Here is a 15,752-nt window from a genome sequence, read left to right as displayed (position 1 = left end):
TCTCAGATCGTGCCGAAAATCCTATCCCCAGCGTCACCCAAGCCCGGAAGGATGTAGCCGTTCTCATTGAGTTTTTCGTCTACCGCCGCACAATAAACCTGCACATCTGGATGCGCTTTGGTAAGTGCCTCTATGCCCTCCGGCGCGGCAATCACACACAGGAACTTGATGCTCTTGGGTTGGCTGCGTTTCACAATAGTAATGGCATCCATGGCCGAACCGCCGGTAGCCAGCATAGGATCCAGCACGATCACGTCCCGCTCGGTAATATCCTGGGGCAGTTTGTTATAGTATTCCACGGGTTTCAGCGTATCATGATCCCGGTACAGGCCAATATGCCCTACCTTCGCCGAAGGCACCAGCTTGAGCATCCCCTCTACCATGCCCAGCCCCGCCCGGAGGATTGGCACAAAGGCCAGCTTACGGCCTGCGATCACTTTGGTTATGGTCTTTTGCATGGGGGTCACAGTTTCTACATCCATCAAGGGCAGATCACGGGTGGCCTCATAGCACATCAAATTCGCAATCTCGCTAACCAGCTCCCGGAACTCTTTGGTGCCGGTTTCAACACTGCGCAAAAAGGTCAGCTTGTGTTGGATCAGCGGGTGATCCATAACAAAAACATTCTCATAGCTTTTCATGATATCCTCCCCTTAAAGTTCCCCGTTTTCTATTTTCCCAATCTGCTCCACCCGGCGGGCGTGCCGTCCGCCCTCAAACCCGGTATGGATAAAAGTGTCCAATATCTTTACGGCGGTGCCGCAATCTACCATCTTACCACCCATACACAATACGTTGGCATTGTTGTCGTTGCGGGTCAGCCGGGCACAAAGTTCATTACAGCAAACTGCAGCCCGCACCCCTTTCACTTTATTGGCGGCCATAGAAATGCCGATACCCGTAGAGCAAACCAGCACACCAAAATCAACCTCGCCCCCTGCCACGGCGCGGGCAACCTTTACAGCAAAAAGAGGGTAATCTACCGATTCTGTACTGTCCGTACCAAAGTCCTGGTACGCAATACCCTGCTCTTTTAAATATTCCCGTAGAGCCTGTGCAACCTCAAATCCACCGTGGTCACAGCCAATCGCTAATTTCATATCTGCACAACTTCCTTTCCCAATAGTGAAACCAATGTCCGGCCGCTAAGCGCCGTCCCGTTCCCGTCTTGCTTTTAATTCCCGTTCCGCCTGGGGCATCCGCAGATAGGTAGGCAAAAGTTTCCCCGGACAAACCGTCTGTTTCCCCTGCGCCAACAGGGCCACGCTGGCTGCCCGCTGAAAACGTATGCTCTCCGGGGCCAACTGCGCGCCCCAATCAGCAAACTCCCTGTGGCACAAAGCTGCCCCATCCCCCAGCAAGATCAGCCGCTGCCCGTACTGCCGGCACTCCTGCCCCAACGCCTCCATGGAAATGGCCCGATCCTCCGTTAGCCGTACAAGGCCACCGTCCCCAGCCTCGAACAGGGCATTATACACCTGCCCACATCGGGCGTCCATCACTGCGCAAAGGATCGTTCCCTGACTGGCCAGCCCGCCATAAGCAATCGCCTCCAAAGTAGATATGCCACAACATGGCGTCTGATTCGGCAAGGCAATTCCCTTTACACAAGCCACACCAATCCGCACCCCTGTAAAAGAGCCCGGCCCGTTGGCCACGGCAATGCGCTCTATGTCCCCACAGGCAATATCCAGGCTGGAAAGCAACGCCTCTACCATAGGCAGCAGCGTCTGGCTATGGGTCTGCTTGGTGTTCACAAAGAACTCCCCCAGCAGTTTCCCATCCCGCACTACCGCCGCCGAGGCCGGCCCTGCCGAGGATTCTATCCCTAAAACCAGCATATCACAACGCCCCCTTCCAGCCCGTAATGGTAATAACCCGTTCGTCCTCCCCCTTGCCGGGACGGATGTCCACCCGGACAACCTGCTCCGGCAAGGCCGCCTCAATGTTTTCGCTCCACTCAATCGCCAACACCCGCTCCGTGTCCAGGTAATCAAAAAACCCTGTGGAGTACAGGTCTTCCCAACTCTCTATGCGGTACATATCGAAATGTTCCAGGGTAAGCCGGCCAGGGTATTCATTAACAATAGCAAACGTTGGGCTACTGGCAACATCCCCGGCCCCCAAGCCTATGGCCAACCCGCGGGTAAAAGCAGTCTTTCCCGCACCCATTCCACCTGTAAAGGCGATCACTTCCCCGCCTACCAACTGCTCTCCCAGCCGCCGGGCCAGGGCGGCTGTTTCCTGAGGAGAGTGGGTTGTAAAGGTCAGCGCCTTTTCAGAACAGCCCATGAATCACCGACTGGCCGTCCACGTCGATCTTCTCTGCGGCAGGCACCTTGGGCAGGCCGGGCATGGTCATGATGTCCCCAGCGTAGGCCACCACAAAGCCTGCCCCGGAAGAAAGTTTAAGGTCACGGATGGTAATGGTAAAGCCGCTGGGCCGCCCCAGCAGTGCCGGGTCGTCAGAAAGGGAGTACTGGGTTTTGGCGATACAGACAGGCATCTTATCGCCGCCCAGGTCCTTGATCTCCTTTAGCGACTTACGCGCCTGGTTGGTAAATGTAACGCCATCCGCACCGTAGATGGTTTTTGCGACTGTTTCGATCTTCTCTTCCACCGGGGTCTCGTCAGGATAGATGGGCGCAAAACAGGCTTGGCCGGCATTCTCGCTGATCACCTGGCACACGGTTTCCGCCAGGGCAGTGCCGCCCTCTCCCCCCTTGCCGAACACCTCGGACAGGGCATAGCTGACGCCCAACTCCTTGCAGCAGTCATCAATGACCTGCAACTCCGCGTCTGTATCCGTGCCAAAACGGTTGATGGCTACCACCACAGGCACACCGTACTTGCGCATATTCTCCACATGGGCCTTTAGGTTCACGGAGCCTTTACGAAGGGCCTCTACGTTTTCAGCGGCCAAATCTGCCTTTGCTACGCCGCCATTGTACTTGAGGGCCCGTACTGTAGCCACCACCACTACACAATCAGGGGCCAGACCTGCCATGCGGCACTTGATGTCCATAAACTTCTCGGCCCCCAGGTCGGAGCCAAAACCAGCCTCCGTAATACAGTAATCAGCCAGTTTTAAAGCCAGCCGGGTAGCCCGCACCGAGTTACACCCGTGGGCTATATTGGCAAAAGGCCCGCCGTGCATAATGGCCGGGGTGCCCTCCAAGGTCTGCACCAGGTTGGGGTCGATGGCGTCCCGCAGCAGGGCAGCCATGGCCCCCTCCGCTTTGATATTCCGGGCATAGACCGGCTGGCCCTCATAATTATAGGCAATCAGGATATCCCCTAAACGCTTTTTCAAGTCAGGCATATCTTTTGCCAAGCACAAAATCGCCATGACCTCGCTAGCCACGGTGATGATGAAATTATCCTCTCTGGGTACGCCGTTGATCTTCCCACCCAGCCCCACAATTACATTGCGCAGGGCCCGGTCGTTCATATCCAAGCAGCGCTTGATCAGGATGCGCCGGGGATCGATACCCAAGGGGTTGCCCTGCTGCATATGGTTGTCCAGCATGGCGCAACACAGGTTATTGGCGCTGGTAATGGCGTGCATATCCCCGGTAAAATGCAGGTTGATGTCCTCCATAGGCAGCACCTGGGCGTAGCCGCCGCCGGCTGCACCGCCCTTAATGCCAAATACCGGCCCAAGAGAGGGCTCCCGCAAGGCGATGATGGTGTTTTTGCCGATCTTCGCCATTGCCTGGCCTAGCCCAGCAGTTGTTGTGGTCTTGCCCTCCCCGGCGGGGGTTGGGTTTATAGCTGTGACCAATATCAGCTTTCCATTGGGTTTCTGAGATAGGCGCTCAAAGGCTGCGGCATTGACCTTGGCCTTGTATCTCCCATAAAACTCCAACTCTTCCTCCAACAGCCCCAGGGATTCGCCAATCTCCTTAATGGGTTTCAGTTTTGCGCTCTGGGCGATCTCAATATCTGTCAGCATCTGTTCCCTCAACACCTTTCCGGCAGATTTTTCTTGCTTACTTTATTATAATGGACTTTGGGCGATTAGTAAAGAGAGAAAATGAAAATTGCATACACAAACCGGCTATATCAGGCAACAAACCTACGTGTATTTTCGCCGGAGAAAAAGCAGCGGGGATAAACGCCGCTTACTCTTGCCAGATAGGTATCCCACATCCCTAATGTTCCCTTGCAATCCATCGGTTTTTCGGGTATAATCATCTTGGTGATGCATATGTTTAAGAAGAAACAGGCCCTGCCTTTCGGCGGTTCGGTACCGCCAGACTGCTCTTATTGTAGCTATAACGGCCAGCCCGGAGATTCCCCTGTCTGTACCCTGGGCCGTACGCCCGGTGCAGAGGGGGGCTGCCCCAAATACCTGTATGACCCGCTCCTTCGGGATCCACGCCCTGCCCCTACCTTTAAACCCAACCCCTTCAACCCGGAAGACTTTAAGCTGTAATCGCCCTGTACCAAAAAGGTAAGCCGCCAAAAATTAAGCGGTTTGCCTTTTTACATTGGGTTGTTACAAATTCAGTTGGTAGTTTTTTCAAAATCCCCCTACCATTCCGCATGGTTTTGGTGTATAATGCAGGTAGCACAGGAAAACTCCAGCACACCCCGCCGCTTTCCCTGCTCAATTTGCCCATTCAACACTATCTCACAGGTAACTTACACAGTCCGCCCGGCATATTTAAAAATGAAAGGACGATAAAGGTGAAACTAACCCATTTACGCACCAATCACATTGTTAACCCGTTAGGGCTTGCTATGGAACACCCGGTATTCTCCTGGGTCGCAGGGAATACCATCGACAAAAAACAGGCCGCCGCACAGATCACTGTTGCCACAGGCGGCAACACGGTTTTTGACAGTGGCAAACGGGCAGATATCTCCTCCCTGGGCTTTGAGGTCCCTATTCCCCTGGCCCCCCGTACCCGATATGACTGGACTGTTACCGTATGGGGCGATGGTGGTGACTGCGCCAGCGCTTGTTCCTGGTTTGAAACCGCCAAACAGGATGAACCCTGGCAGGCCCGTTGGATCTCCGGGGGGTTCACCGACAAAGAAACCCAGCCCCTGTTGGCAAAAGAATTCACCTTTGCTGGGGAGGTTGCCAGCGCCAGGGCTTATGTGTGCGGCCTTGGCATCTATGAACTAGAAATCAATGGCCAAAAGGCAGGGGACGAATACCTGCTGCCTGGCTACCACTGCTATGATTTTGCGCTGGAATACCAGACCTTTGATGTGACCAGCCTGCTACAGGCCGGCCAGAACGTGATCGGGCTGGCGCTTGGCCCTGGCTGGTATAAAGGCGACATTGTGTTTAGCCGCTACCATGACCTATATGGCGATACCATGCAAGCCATCTGTGAACTGCATATCACCGCAAAAGACGGCAGCGAAACGATGATATGTTCCGATAACAGTTGGAAAAGCTACCCTTCCCCTGTTACTTTCAGCAACATATACGATGGCGAACACTTTGACGCCAACCGGCTCGTCCCCGGATGGTCCGCCCCTGGCTGTACAGCCAGCGCCCACCCGGCAATAGAGCGGGTGGAGCAGACACCTCTGGTTCCCCGCCGTGGGCCAAAGATTGTGAAGAAAAAAGAGTTTGCCCCTATGGAGGTCATCCACACCCCGAAGGGGGAAACGGTGCTGGATTTTGGACAGAATATGACCGGTTGGGTAGAGTTTAATGTGGATGTTCCTGCTGGGCGGACGGTAAAACTCAGCTACGGCGAGGTCATGCAGCAGGGTTGCTTCTACCGGGACAATTTGCGCTCTGCCAAGGCCAAGTACATATATATTTCTGATGGCAAGCCCCGGCGGGTACGTCCCCGTTTTACCTTCTATGGGTTCCGCTATGTAATGGTAGAGGGTCTGGAAACACTAAACCCCGGTGACTTCACCGCCTGCCATATCCGCTCGGACATAGACCCCATTGGCCACATTGAAACAGACAATGTGCGGGTAAACCAACTGTTCCATAATGCTTTGTGGGGGCAGTTTGACAACTTCCTGGATCTCCCCACCGACTGTCCCCAGCGGGATGAGCGCTTGGGCTGGACAGGCGATGCGGCCATTATCAGCGCTACTGCCTGCAAAAATATCTATATGCCTGCTTTCTTCCACCATTTTATGGAGAATGTGCGGGCGGAACAGATCTATCACAAGGGGGCAGTGCCGGTATACGTGCCCGCGCCTAAGGCAGCCGAAGAGCGGACTTTCGAGTTTGACATTGACCCGGCTGATTTTGTCCGCCTGAAACCGGAAGATACCGAAGGGCTTGCCGCTGCTTTAGCCAAATATCCTGCTCTGCGGGCGGCTATGGAGGCCCGCCCTGCCGGCGAACGGGAGGAATTCCTGAAAGGAGTTCTGGCAGACAATATCTCTTTTGAGAAGAACAATCACAAGGGCTGTGCCATCTGGAGCGATGTAGCCACCATGATGCCCTGGGCTGTGTATGAGAATTACGGCGACCTGGCCCTTCTGCGGGCAGAGTACCCGGTGATGAAAGCCTGGGTAGAACGCATCCGGCAAGACGATCAACTGGACGGTAACCGGGGCCTATGGTTGCGTGGTAATCAGCTAGGCGATTGGCTGGCCCTGGACAAGCCCGACCCTAAAGATGCGGAAAATCCCTTCGGTGCCACTGACCTGCAATACACTGCCAGTTGTTTCTATTTTTACTCCACACTGCTGACCGCAAAGGCTGCTAAAGCCCTGGGCTACGAAAAGGATGCGGCAGACTATACCGCTCTACATGAAAAAATCCGCACCGCCATTGTGGGCGAATACTTCCACGCGGACGGCAGCTTTAAAATTGAGGGTACCCAGACCGCCTGTGTGCTCAGCTTGTTTTTTGGCCTCTATCCCCAGGGTTGTAAAGACCGGGTCATGGAACAGTTAAAGGACCGCCTCAAGGCCAAAAACTGGCACCTGGATACCGGGTTCTGTGGCACCCCCTTCTTATGCCGAGCCCTCTCGGACAATGGGGCCAATGACGTGGCCTATACCCTCTTCCTAAATGACGACTACCCCAGTTGGCTCAACGAGGTCAAGCTAGGAGCCACCACCGTGTGGGAGCGCTGGAATTCCCTACTGCCGGACGGCTCCATTAGCGGCATGGGTATGAATAGCCTGAACCACTACGCCTATGGATCTATTGTGGACTGGATGTATCGGAATATGTGCGGTTTCAACCCAGTGGAGGATGCACCCGGTTATAAGCGTGCCATTATACGGCCAATGCCAGACCCCCGTATCCGCAGTGCAAAAATGTCCATGCACACGGCGTCCGGTTTCTATGAGGTAAGCTGGCGGTATGACGGCGAAACACTCCACTACACTGTCACGATCCCCTTTGACTGTACTGCCCGGCTGTCCCTACCCGACGGCAGGGAGGCAACCTTAAGTGCCGGCACCTATCATTTCTAAGCCTTAAAGTCATTATAGGCAGGCCAGCAGAGTGTAATACCTACAGCAACATTCAGCGCCCCCACAAGCCTTTGGCGGCTATGTGGGGGCGCTTTTTTGTTTTTGGTTCATCCTGCTTTCTCCAAATCCTTCCGTAGCCGGGTGATAATCCGTTTCTCCAACCTGGATATGTAGGACTGTGAAATCCCCAACTCATCCGCCACTTCCTTCTGGGTGTGCTCTCTGGTAGATGCTAGCCCAAAGCGCAACGTCATGATCTTCTGCTCTCTAAGCGGCAGCCTGCTCACCGCATTAAGCAGCATATCCCGTTCCGCCTCCTGCTCGATGTCACGGTTCACCGCGTCAGGCTCGCTGCCAAGGAGATCCGAGAGTAACAATTCGTTGCCGTCCCAGTCCACATTCAGGGGGTCATCAATGGAAACTTCGTTACGTAGCTGGGAACTTTTACGCAGATGCATTAAAATTTCATTTTCAATGCACCGGGAGGCATAAGTAGCCAACTTGATATTCTTCTCTACCCGGAACGTGTTCACTGCCTTGATCAACCCGATTGTGCCAATAGAGATCAAATCCTCTACCCCGGCCCCCGGGCTCTCAAACTTTTTCGCTATGTACACCACCAGCCGCAAATTGTGGGTGATCAATGGTTCCCGCGCCCCAGGCACATCATTGCGTATGTCCTCCATAACCCTGGCCTCCTCCTCTTTGGTAAGCGGTGGCGGCAAGGTATCCGGGCCGTTGATATAGTGGCACGGCTCTGCGCCCCAAAAGGGGAACAGCCGGCGCAACAGGATTCTCCCCCAGAGGATCATTGAGGAAAGGGTTGTTGTCAACATAGGAAAAGACCTCCTTCGTGGATTTATTCGGGAAACAAATCCGGGTTATATAGCGCCGAAAACTGTCCCGCAGAAAGGGGCGTCTGTGTCAGAGCAAGCCAACATTCTAGCTGCCGGCCCGTTTTGGACTGTATGACCTTTTCCGGCTTAAAGGCGGGTAACAATCCTTTGCCCCCCACGCTTTCAAAGGGAATCAGCCGCAGCCCCTCATAGCCATCAAGCCCGGCTGAAGATGTATCCGCCCCTAACATTTGGAGGGCTGCCTGGGGAGCCAAACCCTTTAACGGCGCAGCTTGGCAGACGATCACCGGCAAGCCTGAAAAAGGCTCCCGCAAGGCATTACCGGTATCGGCCTTGGCAAATAACTCGGTACTTTTCCCTTGGTATTCTACCCGTAACCGGCATAAAGGGGCTGATGATTCCCTGGGGAATACCCGACGAAATAGCCAAAACCCCAAGTAAGCCAGGCAGGTGGACACAAACAGCAGTGGCAAAGAAAGGCTTAAGTAGACCGCCCCACCTACCACCGCCATATAGCCGGGCGGGGCAAACTGCATAAGGAACAGCAGGAACCCCGCCAATAGGAAAGAAAACAGCCAGGTACACAGCCAACAACGTACAAACAATCGGAAACGCACCGGCGCAAAGGCAGCGGCGGCAGCAGCCAAAGCACAAAGCCCACCTGCTAAAGGCCCCATCCATCGCGGCATAGGCAGAAGTCCCACCAACGCGCAAACCGCCCCTGCCAAGGCCCCCAGTATCAGCCTGCCGTTCCCGGTTTTCAGCCGTAGGAACCCCCGCACACAATGCAGCAAAAGGAAATCCACATAGAGATTGACAATCACCAGCACGTCAGCATAAACAGTCATGCGGCTCCTCCCTAACGCTCTCCACCAGTTTTTCCGCGCCCTTTCATTATAGGACTGGCACAGGGCTTGATTCTGTCGGTTTATGGGTGGCAGAAAAATTCTATCAAAGAAAAAAAGAGATCAGGGTTATTCCCCGATCTCTTTCTCAATTTCAGCCACAATAGCAGACATAGACACCCCCAATGCGCCGCTAATCCGATAGAGCGTTTCCAGAGTTGGCTTGCGCTCACCGTTTTCTATGGCACTTAAATGCGTACGGCCAATGTCCGCCAACCCGCTCAGCACCTCTTGGGTTAGGCCTTTCCTGCGGCGGAACCGGGCAATCACTTGCCCTACCAGCCGCGGATCCAACTGTGCTGTGCTCATAACAGGCAAATCCCCTCCTCTTCTCTCTATCTTAAGAGTGTAGTATACCCATCAACGCCTTATGAATACATATGTTGACAAATGAACACAAATGTTGTATACTCAACAAAAAGAAAAGGAGATTAGCTGCATGGACTTCTGGATTGTTTTCATCATACTGGCGTTCCTTCACCGGGCTGCATGGGGACTTGGGCTGGCTTTAGGGGTTATTTGTCTTTTACAAGGGGAGGAAACAAAAAACCGCCGTGGGCCTTTTCAGCGCCCACGACGGTAAGCCTATATGCTGGCTTTTTACCCCCTGTTTTCGTAATAGATAATAAATGCCCGCAAGACCGCACGTTCCGTTTCATAGGTCAGCAGTTCCAGGGCCTCGCCCAGGGTGGCCCAACGTGCTTCCTCCACCTCGGCCTCCTGGCGTTCCAGATTGCCACCGTTTAAGGAAGCTGCAAAAAAAACTACATCCTTCATTACCTGAGGTTTAGGAGAGTAGGTAATCACCTTGCGGAACCCCGTATCGATCCTGGCTTTCATCCCAGTTTCTTCCCGGATTTCCCTTTTAGCCGTTTCTTCCTCTGTTTCGTTACCCTCTACATGGCCCTTTGGAAACCCCCAATGCCCCCCATTCCTATGGCGGATGACCAATACCTGCGGCAGGCCTTCCTTCTCCCTGCACACAATGGCCCCACAGGATTTTTCCATCTTCATTTACATCACCCCATATAAGCAAAGGGGCGGGCGCTTTCAGCGCTCCACGCCCCTTTTGAATTATTTTACAGAAAACTTATAGGCCGTTTTGCTTACAAACTCCGTATCCTTTTCCAGCCAACCACCCGGGAAGTGCTGGTGATGCACGGAATCCGGGTAGAATTGTGTTTCCAGGCAGAAAGCTGTATGCGGCATCATAGGCCGCCCATTTTTACCGGTCAGCCCTTCCTCAGGCTTATTAAAGGTGTATAGCTGCACGCCGGGCATATCGGTAAATACCTCCATGGTACGGCCGCTTTCCGGCTCATGGGCTTCTGCGATCTTGCGGTAGCCAAACCCGTCGGCACAGAAATTGTGGTCAAACCCACCGCAAAGCTGGATCAGATGATCCTGGGCAAACATATCCTGCCCCAGAGGCTTGGGGCTGAGGAAATCCAGTGGTCCGCCGGCCACTTGGATAAATGCACCAGTTGGAATAAGATCATCACTGACCGCCGTAACCCGTTGGGCGTTAATGGTCAACGTGGTACCAAGTACATCCTTGTCCGGGTTGCCAGAAAGGTTGAAAAAGCTGTGGTTCGTGGGATTAAAGGGGGTTTTCTTGTCACTTTTCGCCCGGTAGGTAATGGCCAAGATGTCATCTTCTGTCAGCGCATAGGTAATAGACACCTGCACCGCACCGGGGAAACCCTCCTCCCCGTCCGGGCTCTCCAAGGTAAAGACCACTTCATCCTCCTGGCAGTTAGCAGCCCATAGGGCCTGATGGAAACCGCCCGGTCCACCATGCAAAGAGTTTTCCCCATCATTTTTGGCAAGCATACAATCCTGACCGTCTACGGTAAAGCTAGCCCCGCCAATACGGTTCCCAAACCGGCCAATCGCAGCCCCTTGATAGTTCTTGCCGAAGTATTCCTCCAACGACCGGTGGCCTAGCACCACATCACCAGGCACACCGTCCCGGTCTTTTACCATCAGGTGCAACACGCGGCAACCATAATCGGACACAATGACCTCCATGCCGTTTTTATTACGCAGGGTATAGGCGTGTACCGCCCGTCCGCCAGGCAGGTTTCCAAAGTGTTTGCTCTCAACCGCCATAACTCAGCCTTCCTTACCCAGCATCGCAGCGCCAATAATGCCCGCATCATTGCCCAACTGTGCCTTGCAGATCTTAGTAGCCGCGTTGGGGTTGTGGCCGTACTGCTCCTTCTCCACGATGACCCGCACAGGGGCCAGCAAGTTCTCACCCTCGTTGCCCACGCCGCCGCCTACACACAGAATGTTGGGCTGGAAAATGTTGATCATGTTGATCAGGCCCACACTCAAATGCTTTACATACTCATCTACGATCTTCTGGCCGACCGGGTCACCCTGGCGCATGGCGTCAAAGGCTGTGCGGCCGTTCACCTTGTCAATATCCCCACCCACAATGGTCCACAGGGGGGCATCCTTAGGCGCCTCATCCATATGTAGTTTTGTGGCTTTAATCAGCCCTGTGGCAGAGGCATAGGCTTCCCAGCAGCCCAACCGGCCACAGGTGCAGGGCCAACCATCCTCCACAATTACCGTATGGCCCAACTCCGCTCCCGCAAAGTTGCTACCAGAGAAGATTTTACCGTCGATGATAATACCGCCACCTACGCCGGTGCCTAAGGTAATGGCCATTGCCACCTGGGCACCCTTCAGCGCGCCGGCCATGTACTCACCAAAGGCCGCTGCATTGGCGTCATTCTCCATATACACAGGCTTACCATCCAGGCGCTCCGAAAGCATCTTCTGCATGGGGGTGTTCAGGAAGGGCAGGTTGTTGGCATACTCAATGATGCCCGTGGCCTTGTTAATGGTGCCGGGAGAGCCCAGGCCGACCCAAGGTACATCTGCCAGGGTGATACCAGCCTTTTCCAGCGCCTGGCGGGCTGTGGCCGCCATAGCGTCGGCAATCTGCTCCGCGTTCTCGGTCGCGGTAGATGAGTTGGCCTTTGCCACGATTTTGCAGTCCTCGTCCACAATTCCGACGGCGATATTGGTGCCGCCAAGGTCAATTCCCAGATAATACATAGCGCATACTCCTTAGAAAAAATTGGGGCGCACCCCTTCTGTTACAGTATACTATATTTCATCTTCGAAAGCAAATATTTTCTGAAAATATTTCCATATTTTTTTACAAAAAAGCAGCACTCTTGATTTTTACATTTATTCATGCTAAAATAACCTTAAATAAGCCGCCGTGGTGGAATTGGCAGACACAAGGGACTTAAAATCCCTCGGTAGAAATACTGTACCGGTTCAAGCCCGGTCGGCGGCACCAGCGTAATGCTGATCCTAATTCGCGCACCCACATGGATGGGTGCGCGAATTTTTTTACCCGCAAGCAGACGGTTTTGTAATTAAGTAAATCACCTACTGCAATCTGAAACCTCAGGGTTTGGACAACAATAGGTGATTTTCTTTTCTTCAGGCTCTCTATGGAGTTCTGAGTATGCACTTCATTCTATTGACTTGGACATATACGTCCCAAAAGTCCAAAATGGCTGTAAAAAAGCACTGTCCAACATCAATCTTCTATGTTCTAATCAGAATTTTCACTTGCCCCCATATGATTCCTGAAAAAACAAGTTCATTTTGATCAGGTGTCTAGTGTCGGTTGACAATATAGGGCCACAGTTCGTTTATAGAAAGCCATGTAATGGCCTACTGCCACCCTGCAACCATTTCCAGAGCGGCATTTTGTTCCGTAGAGTTCTCCCTCTTTTAGGTTGAAGAAGAATTCCTCAGTTACGGAGTTATTATATGGAACATGGGCTCTTGAAAACGATTGGGTAACTCCCAACAATTCTTAAGTTAAGCACAAAATGCTTTCTCCAAGTATATCATACCGCGGTCGATATAGAATACCGAAGGCTCTCCTGTTTTCAGTTTCCGTATACCGTGTGGAAAGCGCTCTTGACTCATTTGGGTACTGTTAGTTTCCCCCAATTTATTAGGCAACTGCTTTCCAGGTAAACAGGTCGATAGCAGCACAGTTATAAACCTTTTTATATCGAAGGATAGACAAAGCACCTGTACATTTCAGGTTGATGACGTGACGCACACCGTCCTACCTGGCAATCCCTATTTCAAAATTTCAGAAGAGAGGTTTTGTATGCTAACTTTTTGCCACTTCCTCTCTTTTCTTACAATCTCTCTTTGCCGCCCGCTGCGTTCTTCCCCTTGGGCTTTTTCTCCCCTTCTACTGCCTGAATCCAAATTCCCTGTCTAGCCAGTTAAGCGCCAATCCCAGCCACTGCCCTGTATGAGGGTCTAAGTGTCCCACCTCCTGGGTACATACAGATGCACCATGGCCGCCATTAGGGAAGATATGTAGTTCGTAGGGCACTCCCGCCTGCTGAAGAGCCTCAGCAAAGCGCAGGCTGTTCTCTGCAGGAACTAACTCATCAGCAGCGGTATGCCAGAGGAATGTAGGACAGGTTTTGGAGGTAACGTGCTGTTCCATAGAGAAAAACTCGTATCCGGGCTCACCTTTTTTGCAACCGCTGACAGTTTCTATGGACGGAACATGGCCAAACTCCTCGGCAGTGATGACTGGGTACCCTAGCAATAGGGCATTGGGACGATAACAGTCGTCTTGGATTTCCAAGTGTCCCTGGATCGCCGGGGAATCCCATAGCGTTGCCAGGGATGCCGCAAGATGCCCTCCTGCGGAAAACCCGCATAGCGCAACCTTCCCCGGATCCACCTGCCACACCGAATTATCCCGTAGGGCCCGCACTGTTTCCGCCAGTTCTCTTAACGGGCGCAATCCCCGGGCATTCTCCCCTACTGAATAACTAAGTATGAAGGTCTGATAGCCCCTAGCAAAAAAGGGAAGGGCCACCGGATCAGACACCCGGTCAGCAATCCACTGGTACCCTCCTCCCGGACAAATAATTATGGCCGGGAACCGCTCTCTCTGCTGTTCCATCTCCCCCATAGGGCTGTGCAGATAGCCCACTACGCTAGCCTCCGTATCAGTTGTGGGATGAAAGCGAACAATTTTCATAGGCCTCTCCTTTCAAGAAAGGGCCGGACGGATTTCTGGACGTAGCCCTTCCTCCTGGCAGATGAGTTCCAACATCCTTGCCCGCAGAAACTCCCGCGCTGACTGATGTTTCGGATCCGCGACCAAATTTACCCGCTGGTAGGGATCCTCCTCCAAGTTATAGAGGTAGCGCTCCTCATACAGCGGTGAACTTGCCAGCAACGGGTTCGTACCCTCTGGAGCCTCTATGCAGTAGGTCCAACGCGGAGTACGCAAGGCCCGGCCTACACAGCTTTCGCTTATCTGGATAAAGACTTCCTGATGGGTAGGCACGCCTGGCTGGGTGAGCAGTTGCTGCATGGGTACACCATGCATATAGGCTGGAACCTGGATTCCCCCTGCCTCCAGAAGGGTTGGCGCAATATCCAGCAAGCTTGTAAGTTCCTTAACTTCATGGCCGCCGTTGAACACGCCGCCCCTTGCTATAAACGGCACATGGATGCTATTATCCTGGCAGGCACGCTTATATTCGCCGTTACGTGTACAAAAATGACAGCCGTGGTCAGAGGTATACAGGATGATAGTGTCCTCATACACCCCCTGCCGTTTCAGTTCTTCCACTATGCGCCCTACATTCTCGTCCAGGCTCTGGCATTGGCCTAAATAGTCGGGCATCTGCTCTCGCCAATCCCCCGCTGTTCCCTCCAGATCGCCAGGTATTGGGAAGTCACTGAACCGTTCTCTACTGCCCTCTGGTCCCTCAAAGCACCGGCGGTCGTTTTGGTGGTGCGGCTCAATATAGGAAACGAATAGGAAGAAAGGGGCTGTTTTCTCCTTGCGTAGGTACTCCAGGGCAAAATCGGTGGTGGCATCGGCCCGGTAGTGGGTAAACTCCCTCTTTACCCCATCTCCATCATACATATAGCCCCCATAACCATGAGAAGTAAACTCTAGAATATCCGCTGCCACCCAAAAGTCCTTGTATCCCCCTCTGTAAATGGGTGGTATGGCAGTGGTTTCATAGTCAACACTATCCGGCCCTCCTTCTAAGGAGTGGTGGGAAGCCAGATGCCATTTGCCCACATAGGCGGTTTCATATCCGGCCTCGTTAAAAAAATGGGCAATGCCCTTTTCACTTAAGGGAAGCATACGGTCATTGACTTGGCATCCCAAAAGGGAGGGAAGTTTCCCTGTCTGTATACAAGCCCGGGCCGGGCCACATACTGGCTGGCAGGTCATGGCATTGTCGAACCGGGTACCTTCGGCCGCAAGCTGGTCTAAGTTGGGGGTCAACTTGAAGTGGGCTCCTAAGGGTTCCCCATAGCAACTCACCGTATCATGCCGCTGCTGGTCAGAAAAAAGGAAGAGGATATTGGGTCGTTTTTTCATGCAGAATCACTCCTAAAATAATAGATTTCTTCTAGATAGTGTCTACACGAATTAAGTACGGATAGCAGCCCAAATGGCGATACAACGGACGTGTACCGCGGCGATAAAAGCATCCGAGGTTTTGGCATAACGAGTGGCAATACCTCTCCA

General features: G+C 53.2%; 15 protein-coding genes, 1 tRNA gene and 1 pseudogene. 3 read left to right on the top strand and 14 right to left on the bottom strand.

The genetic code is table 11. The annotated features are described in order from the left end of the window. Positions 1 to 2: 2 nt before the first annotated feature. The 5 genes from upp to U8U01_RS09060 are packed head-to-tail and all read right to left on the bottom strand — an operon-like array spanning position 3 to position 3,955. The gene (gene upp / locus U8U01_RS09080) at positions 3 to 641 is read right to left on the bottom strand and encodes a uracil phosphoribosyltransferase (RefSeq protein ID WP_322173528.1); all 639 of its coding nucleotides are present in this window, start codon (positions 639 to 641) and stop codon (positions 3 to 5) included. Positions 642 to 653: 12 nt separating this feature from the next. Further along, positions 654 to 1,100, bottom strand: coding sequence for a ribose 5-phosphate isomerase B (rpiB, locus tag U8U01_RS09075; RefSeq protein ID WP_322173527.1), 447 nt, complete (start codon positions 1,098 to 1,100; stop codon positions 654 to 656). A gap of 45 nt (positions 1,101 to 1,145) precedes the next feature. Beyond that, entirely contained in the window at positions 1,146 to 1,841 is a 696-nt protein-coding gene (gene tsaB, locus U8U01_RS09070; protein WP_322173525.1) for a tRNA (adenosine(37)-N6)-threonylcarbamoyltransferase complex dimerization subunit type 1 TsaB, read from the bottom strand. Position 1,842: 1 nt separating this feature from the next. Beyond that, complete coding sequence (gene tsaE / locus U8U01_RS09065) at positions 1,843 to 2,292, bottom strand: tRNA (adenosine(37)-N6)-threonylcarbamoyltransferase complex ATPase subunit type 1 TsaE (RefSeq protein WP_322173524.1); 450 nt, start codon at positions 2,290 to 2,292, stop codon at positions 1,843 to 1,845. Beyond that, the gene (locus U8U01_RS09060) at positions 2,279 to 3,955 is read right to left on the bottom strand and encodes a formate--tetrahydrofolate ligase (protein ID WP_322173656.1); all 1,677 of its coding nucleotides are present in this window, start codon (positions 3,953 to 3,955) and stop codon (positions 2,279 to 2,281) included. Before U8U01_RS09060 ends, tsaE begins: the two co-directional genes overlap by 14 nt. 255 nt (positions 3,956 to 4,210) lie before the next feature. Between U8U01_RS09060 and U8U01_RS09055 the strand changes: the two genes are divergently transcribed. Both U8U01_RS09055 and U8U01_RS09050 read left to right on the top strand, forming a co-directional pair. Further along, positions 4,211 to 4,438 (top strand): hypothetical protein, encoded by a 228-nt coding sequence (locus U8U01_RS09055; RefSeq protein WP_322173523.1) that lies wholly within the window; start codon positions 4,211 to 4,213, stop codon positions 4,436 to 4,438. Positions 4,439 to 4,692: 254 nt separating this feature from the next. After that, positions 4,693 to 7,419, top strand: a complete 2,727-nt coding sequence (locus tag U8U01_RS09050) for a family 78 glycoside hydrolase catalytic domain (RefSeq protein WP_322173522.1) — start codon at positions 4,693 to 4,695, stop codon at positions 7,417 to 7,419. A gap of 107 nt (positions 7,420 to 7,526) precedes the next feature. Here the strand turns inward: U8U01_RS09050 and sigE are convergent, their stop codons facing one another. The 6 genes from sigE to U8U01_RS09020 all read right to left on the bottom strand — a co-directional run bounded on the left by sigE (position 7,527) and on the right by U8U01_RS09020 (position 12,253). Continuing rightward, entirely contained in the window at positions 7,527 to 8,255 is a 729-nt protein-coding gene (sigE, locus tag U8U01_RS09045) for an RNA polymerase sporulation sigma factor SigE (RefSeq protein ID WP_437124390.1), read from the bottom strand. Between the two features lie 23 nt (positions 8,256 to 8,278). Continuing rightward, entirely contained in the window at positions 8,279 to 9,124 is an 846-nt protein-coding gene (locus tag U8U01_RS09040; RefSeq protein WP_322173520.1) for a sigma-E processing peptidase SpoIIGA, read from the bottom strand. A gap of 126 nt (positions 9,125 to 9,250) precedes the next feature. Beyond that, positions 9,251 to 9,490 (bottom strand): helix-turn-helix domain-containing protein, encoded by a 240-nt coding sequence (locus U8U01_RS09035; RefSeq protein ID WP_322173518.1) that lies wholly within the window; start codon positions 9,488 to 9,490, stop codon positions 9,251 to 9,253. Positions 9,491 to 9,781: 291 nt separating this feature from the next. After that, positions 9,782 to 10,195, bottom strand: coding sequence for a bis(5'-nucleosyl)-tetraphosphatase (locus U8U01_RS09030; protein WP_322173516.1), 414 nt, complete (start codon positions 10,193 to 10,195; stop codon positions 9,782 to 9,784). A gap of 60 nt (positions 10,196 to 10,255) precedes the next feature. Further along, positions 10,256 to 11,293, bottom strand: a complete 1,038-nt coding sequence (locus U8U01_RS09025; protein WP_322173514.1) for an aldose epimerase family protein — start codon at positions 11,291 to 11,293, stop codon at positions 10,256 to 10,258. Positions 11,294 to 11,296: 3 nt separating this feature from the next. Next, positions 11,297 to 12,253, bottom strand: a complete 957-nt coding sequence (locus U8U01_RS09020) for an ROK family protein (protein ID WP_322173512.1) — start codon at positions 12,251 to 12,253, stop codon at positions 11,297 to 11,299. A 163-nt stretch (positions 12,254 to 12,416) separates the two neighbouring features. Here U8U01_RS09020 and U8U01_RS09015 point away from each other — a divergent pair. Further along, positions 12,417 to 12,503 (top strand) — tRNA-Leu (locus tag U8U01_RS09015). A 921-nt stretch (positions 12,504 to 13,424) separates the two neighbouring features. Here the strand turns inward: U8U01_RS09015 and U8U01_RS09010 are convergent. The 3 genes and pseudogenes from U8U01_RS09010 to U8U01_RS09000 all read right to left on the bottom strand — a co-directional run. Further along, positions 13,425 to 14,234, bottom strand: a complete 810-nt coding sequence (locus U8U01_RS09010) for an alpha/beta hydrolase (protein ID WP_322173510.1) — start codon at positions 14,232 to 14,234, stop codon at positions 13,425 to 13,427. 12 nt (positions 14,235 to 14,246) lie between these two features. Further along, positions 14,247 to 15,602, bottom strand: coding sequence for a sulfatase family protein (locus tag U8U01_RS09005; protein ID WP_322173508.1), 1,356 nt, complete (start codon positions 15,600 to 15,602; stop codon positions 14,247 to 14,249). Positions 15,603 to 15,653: 51 nt separating this feature from the next. Continuing rightward, a pseudogene (locus tag U8U01_RS09000) lies at positions 15,654 to 15,752 on the bottom strand (IS5/IS1182 family transposase); the annotation flags it as partial.

The sequence above is a fragment of the Acutalibacter caecimuris genome, from assembly GCF_034335085.1.
GTDB classification, from domain to species: Bacteria; Bacillota; Clostridia; order Oscillospirales; family Acutalibacteraceae; genus Acutalibacter; species Acutalibacter caecimuris.
Note: the sequence above shows the minus strand (reverse complement) of the source record. Positions and strands in the feature narration are given on the sequence as shown.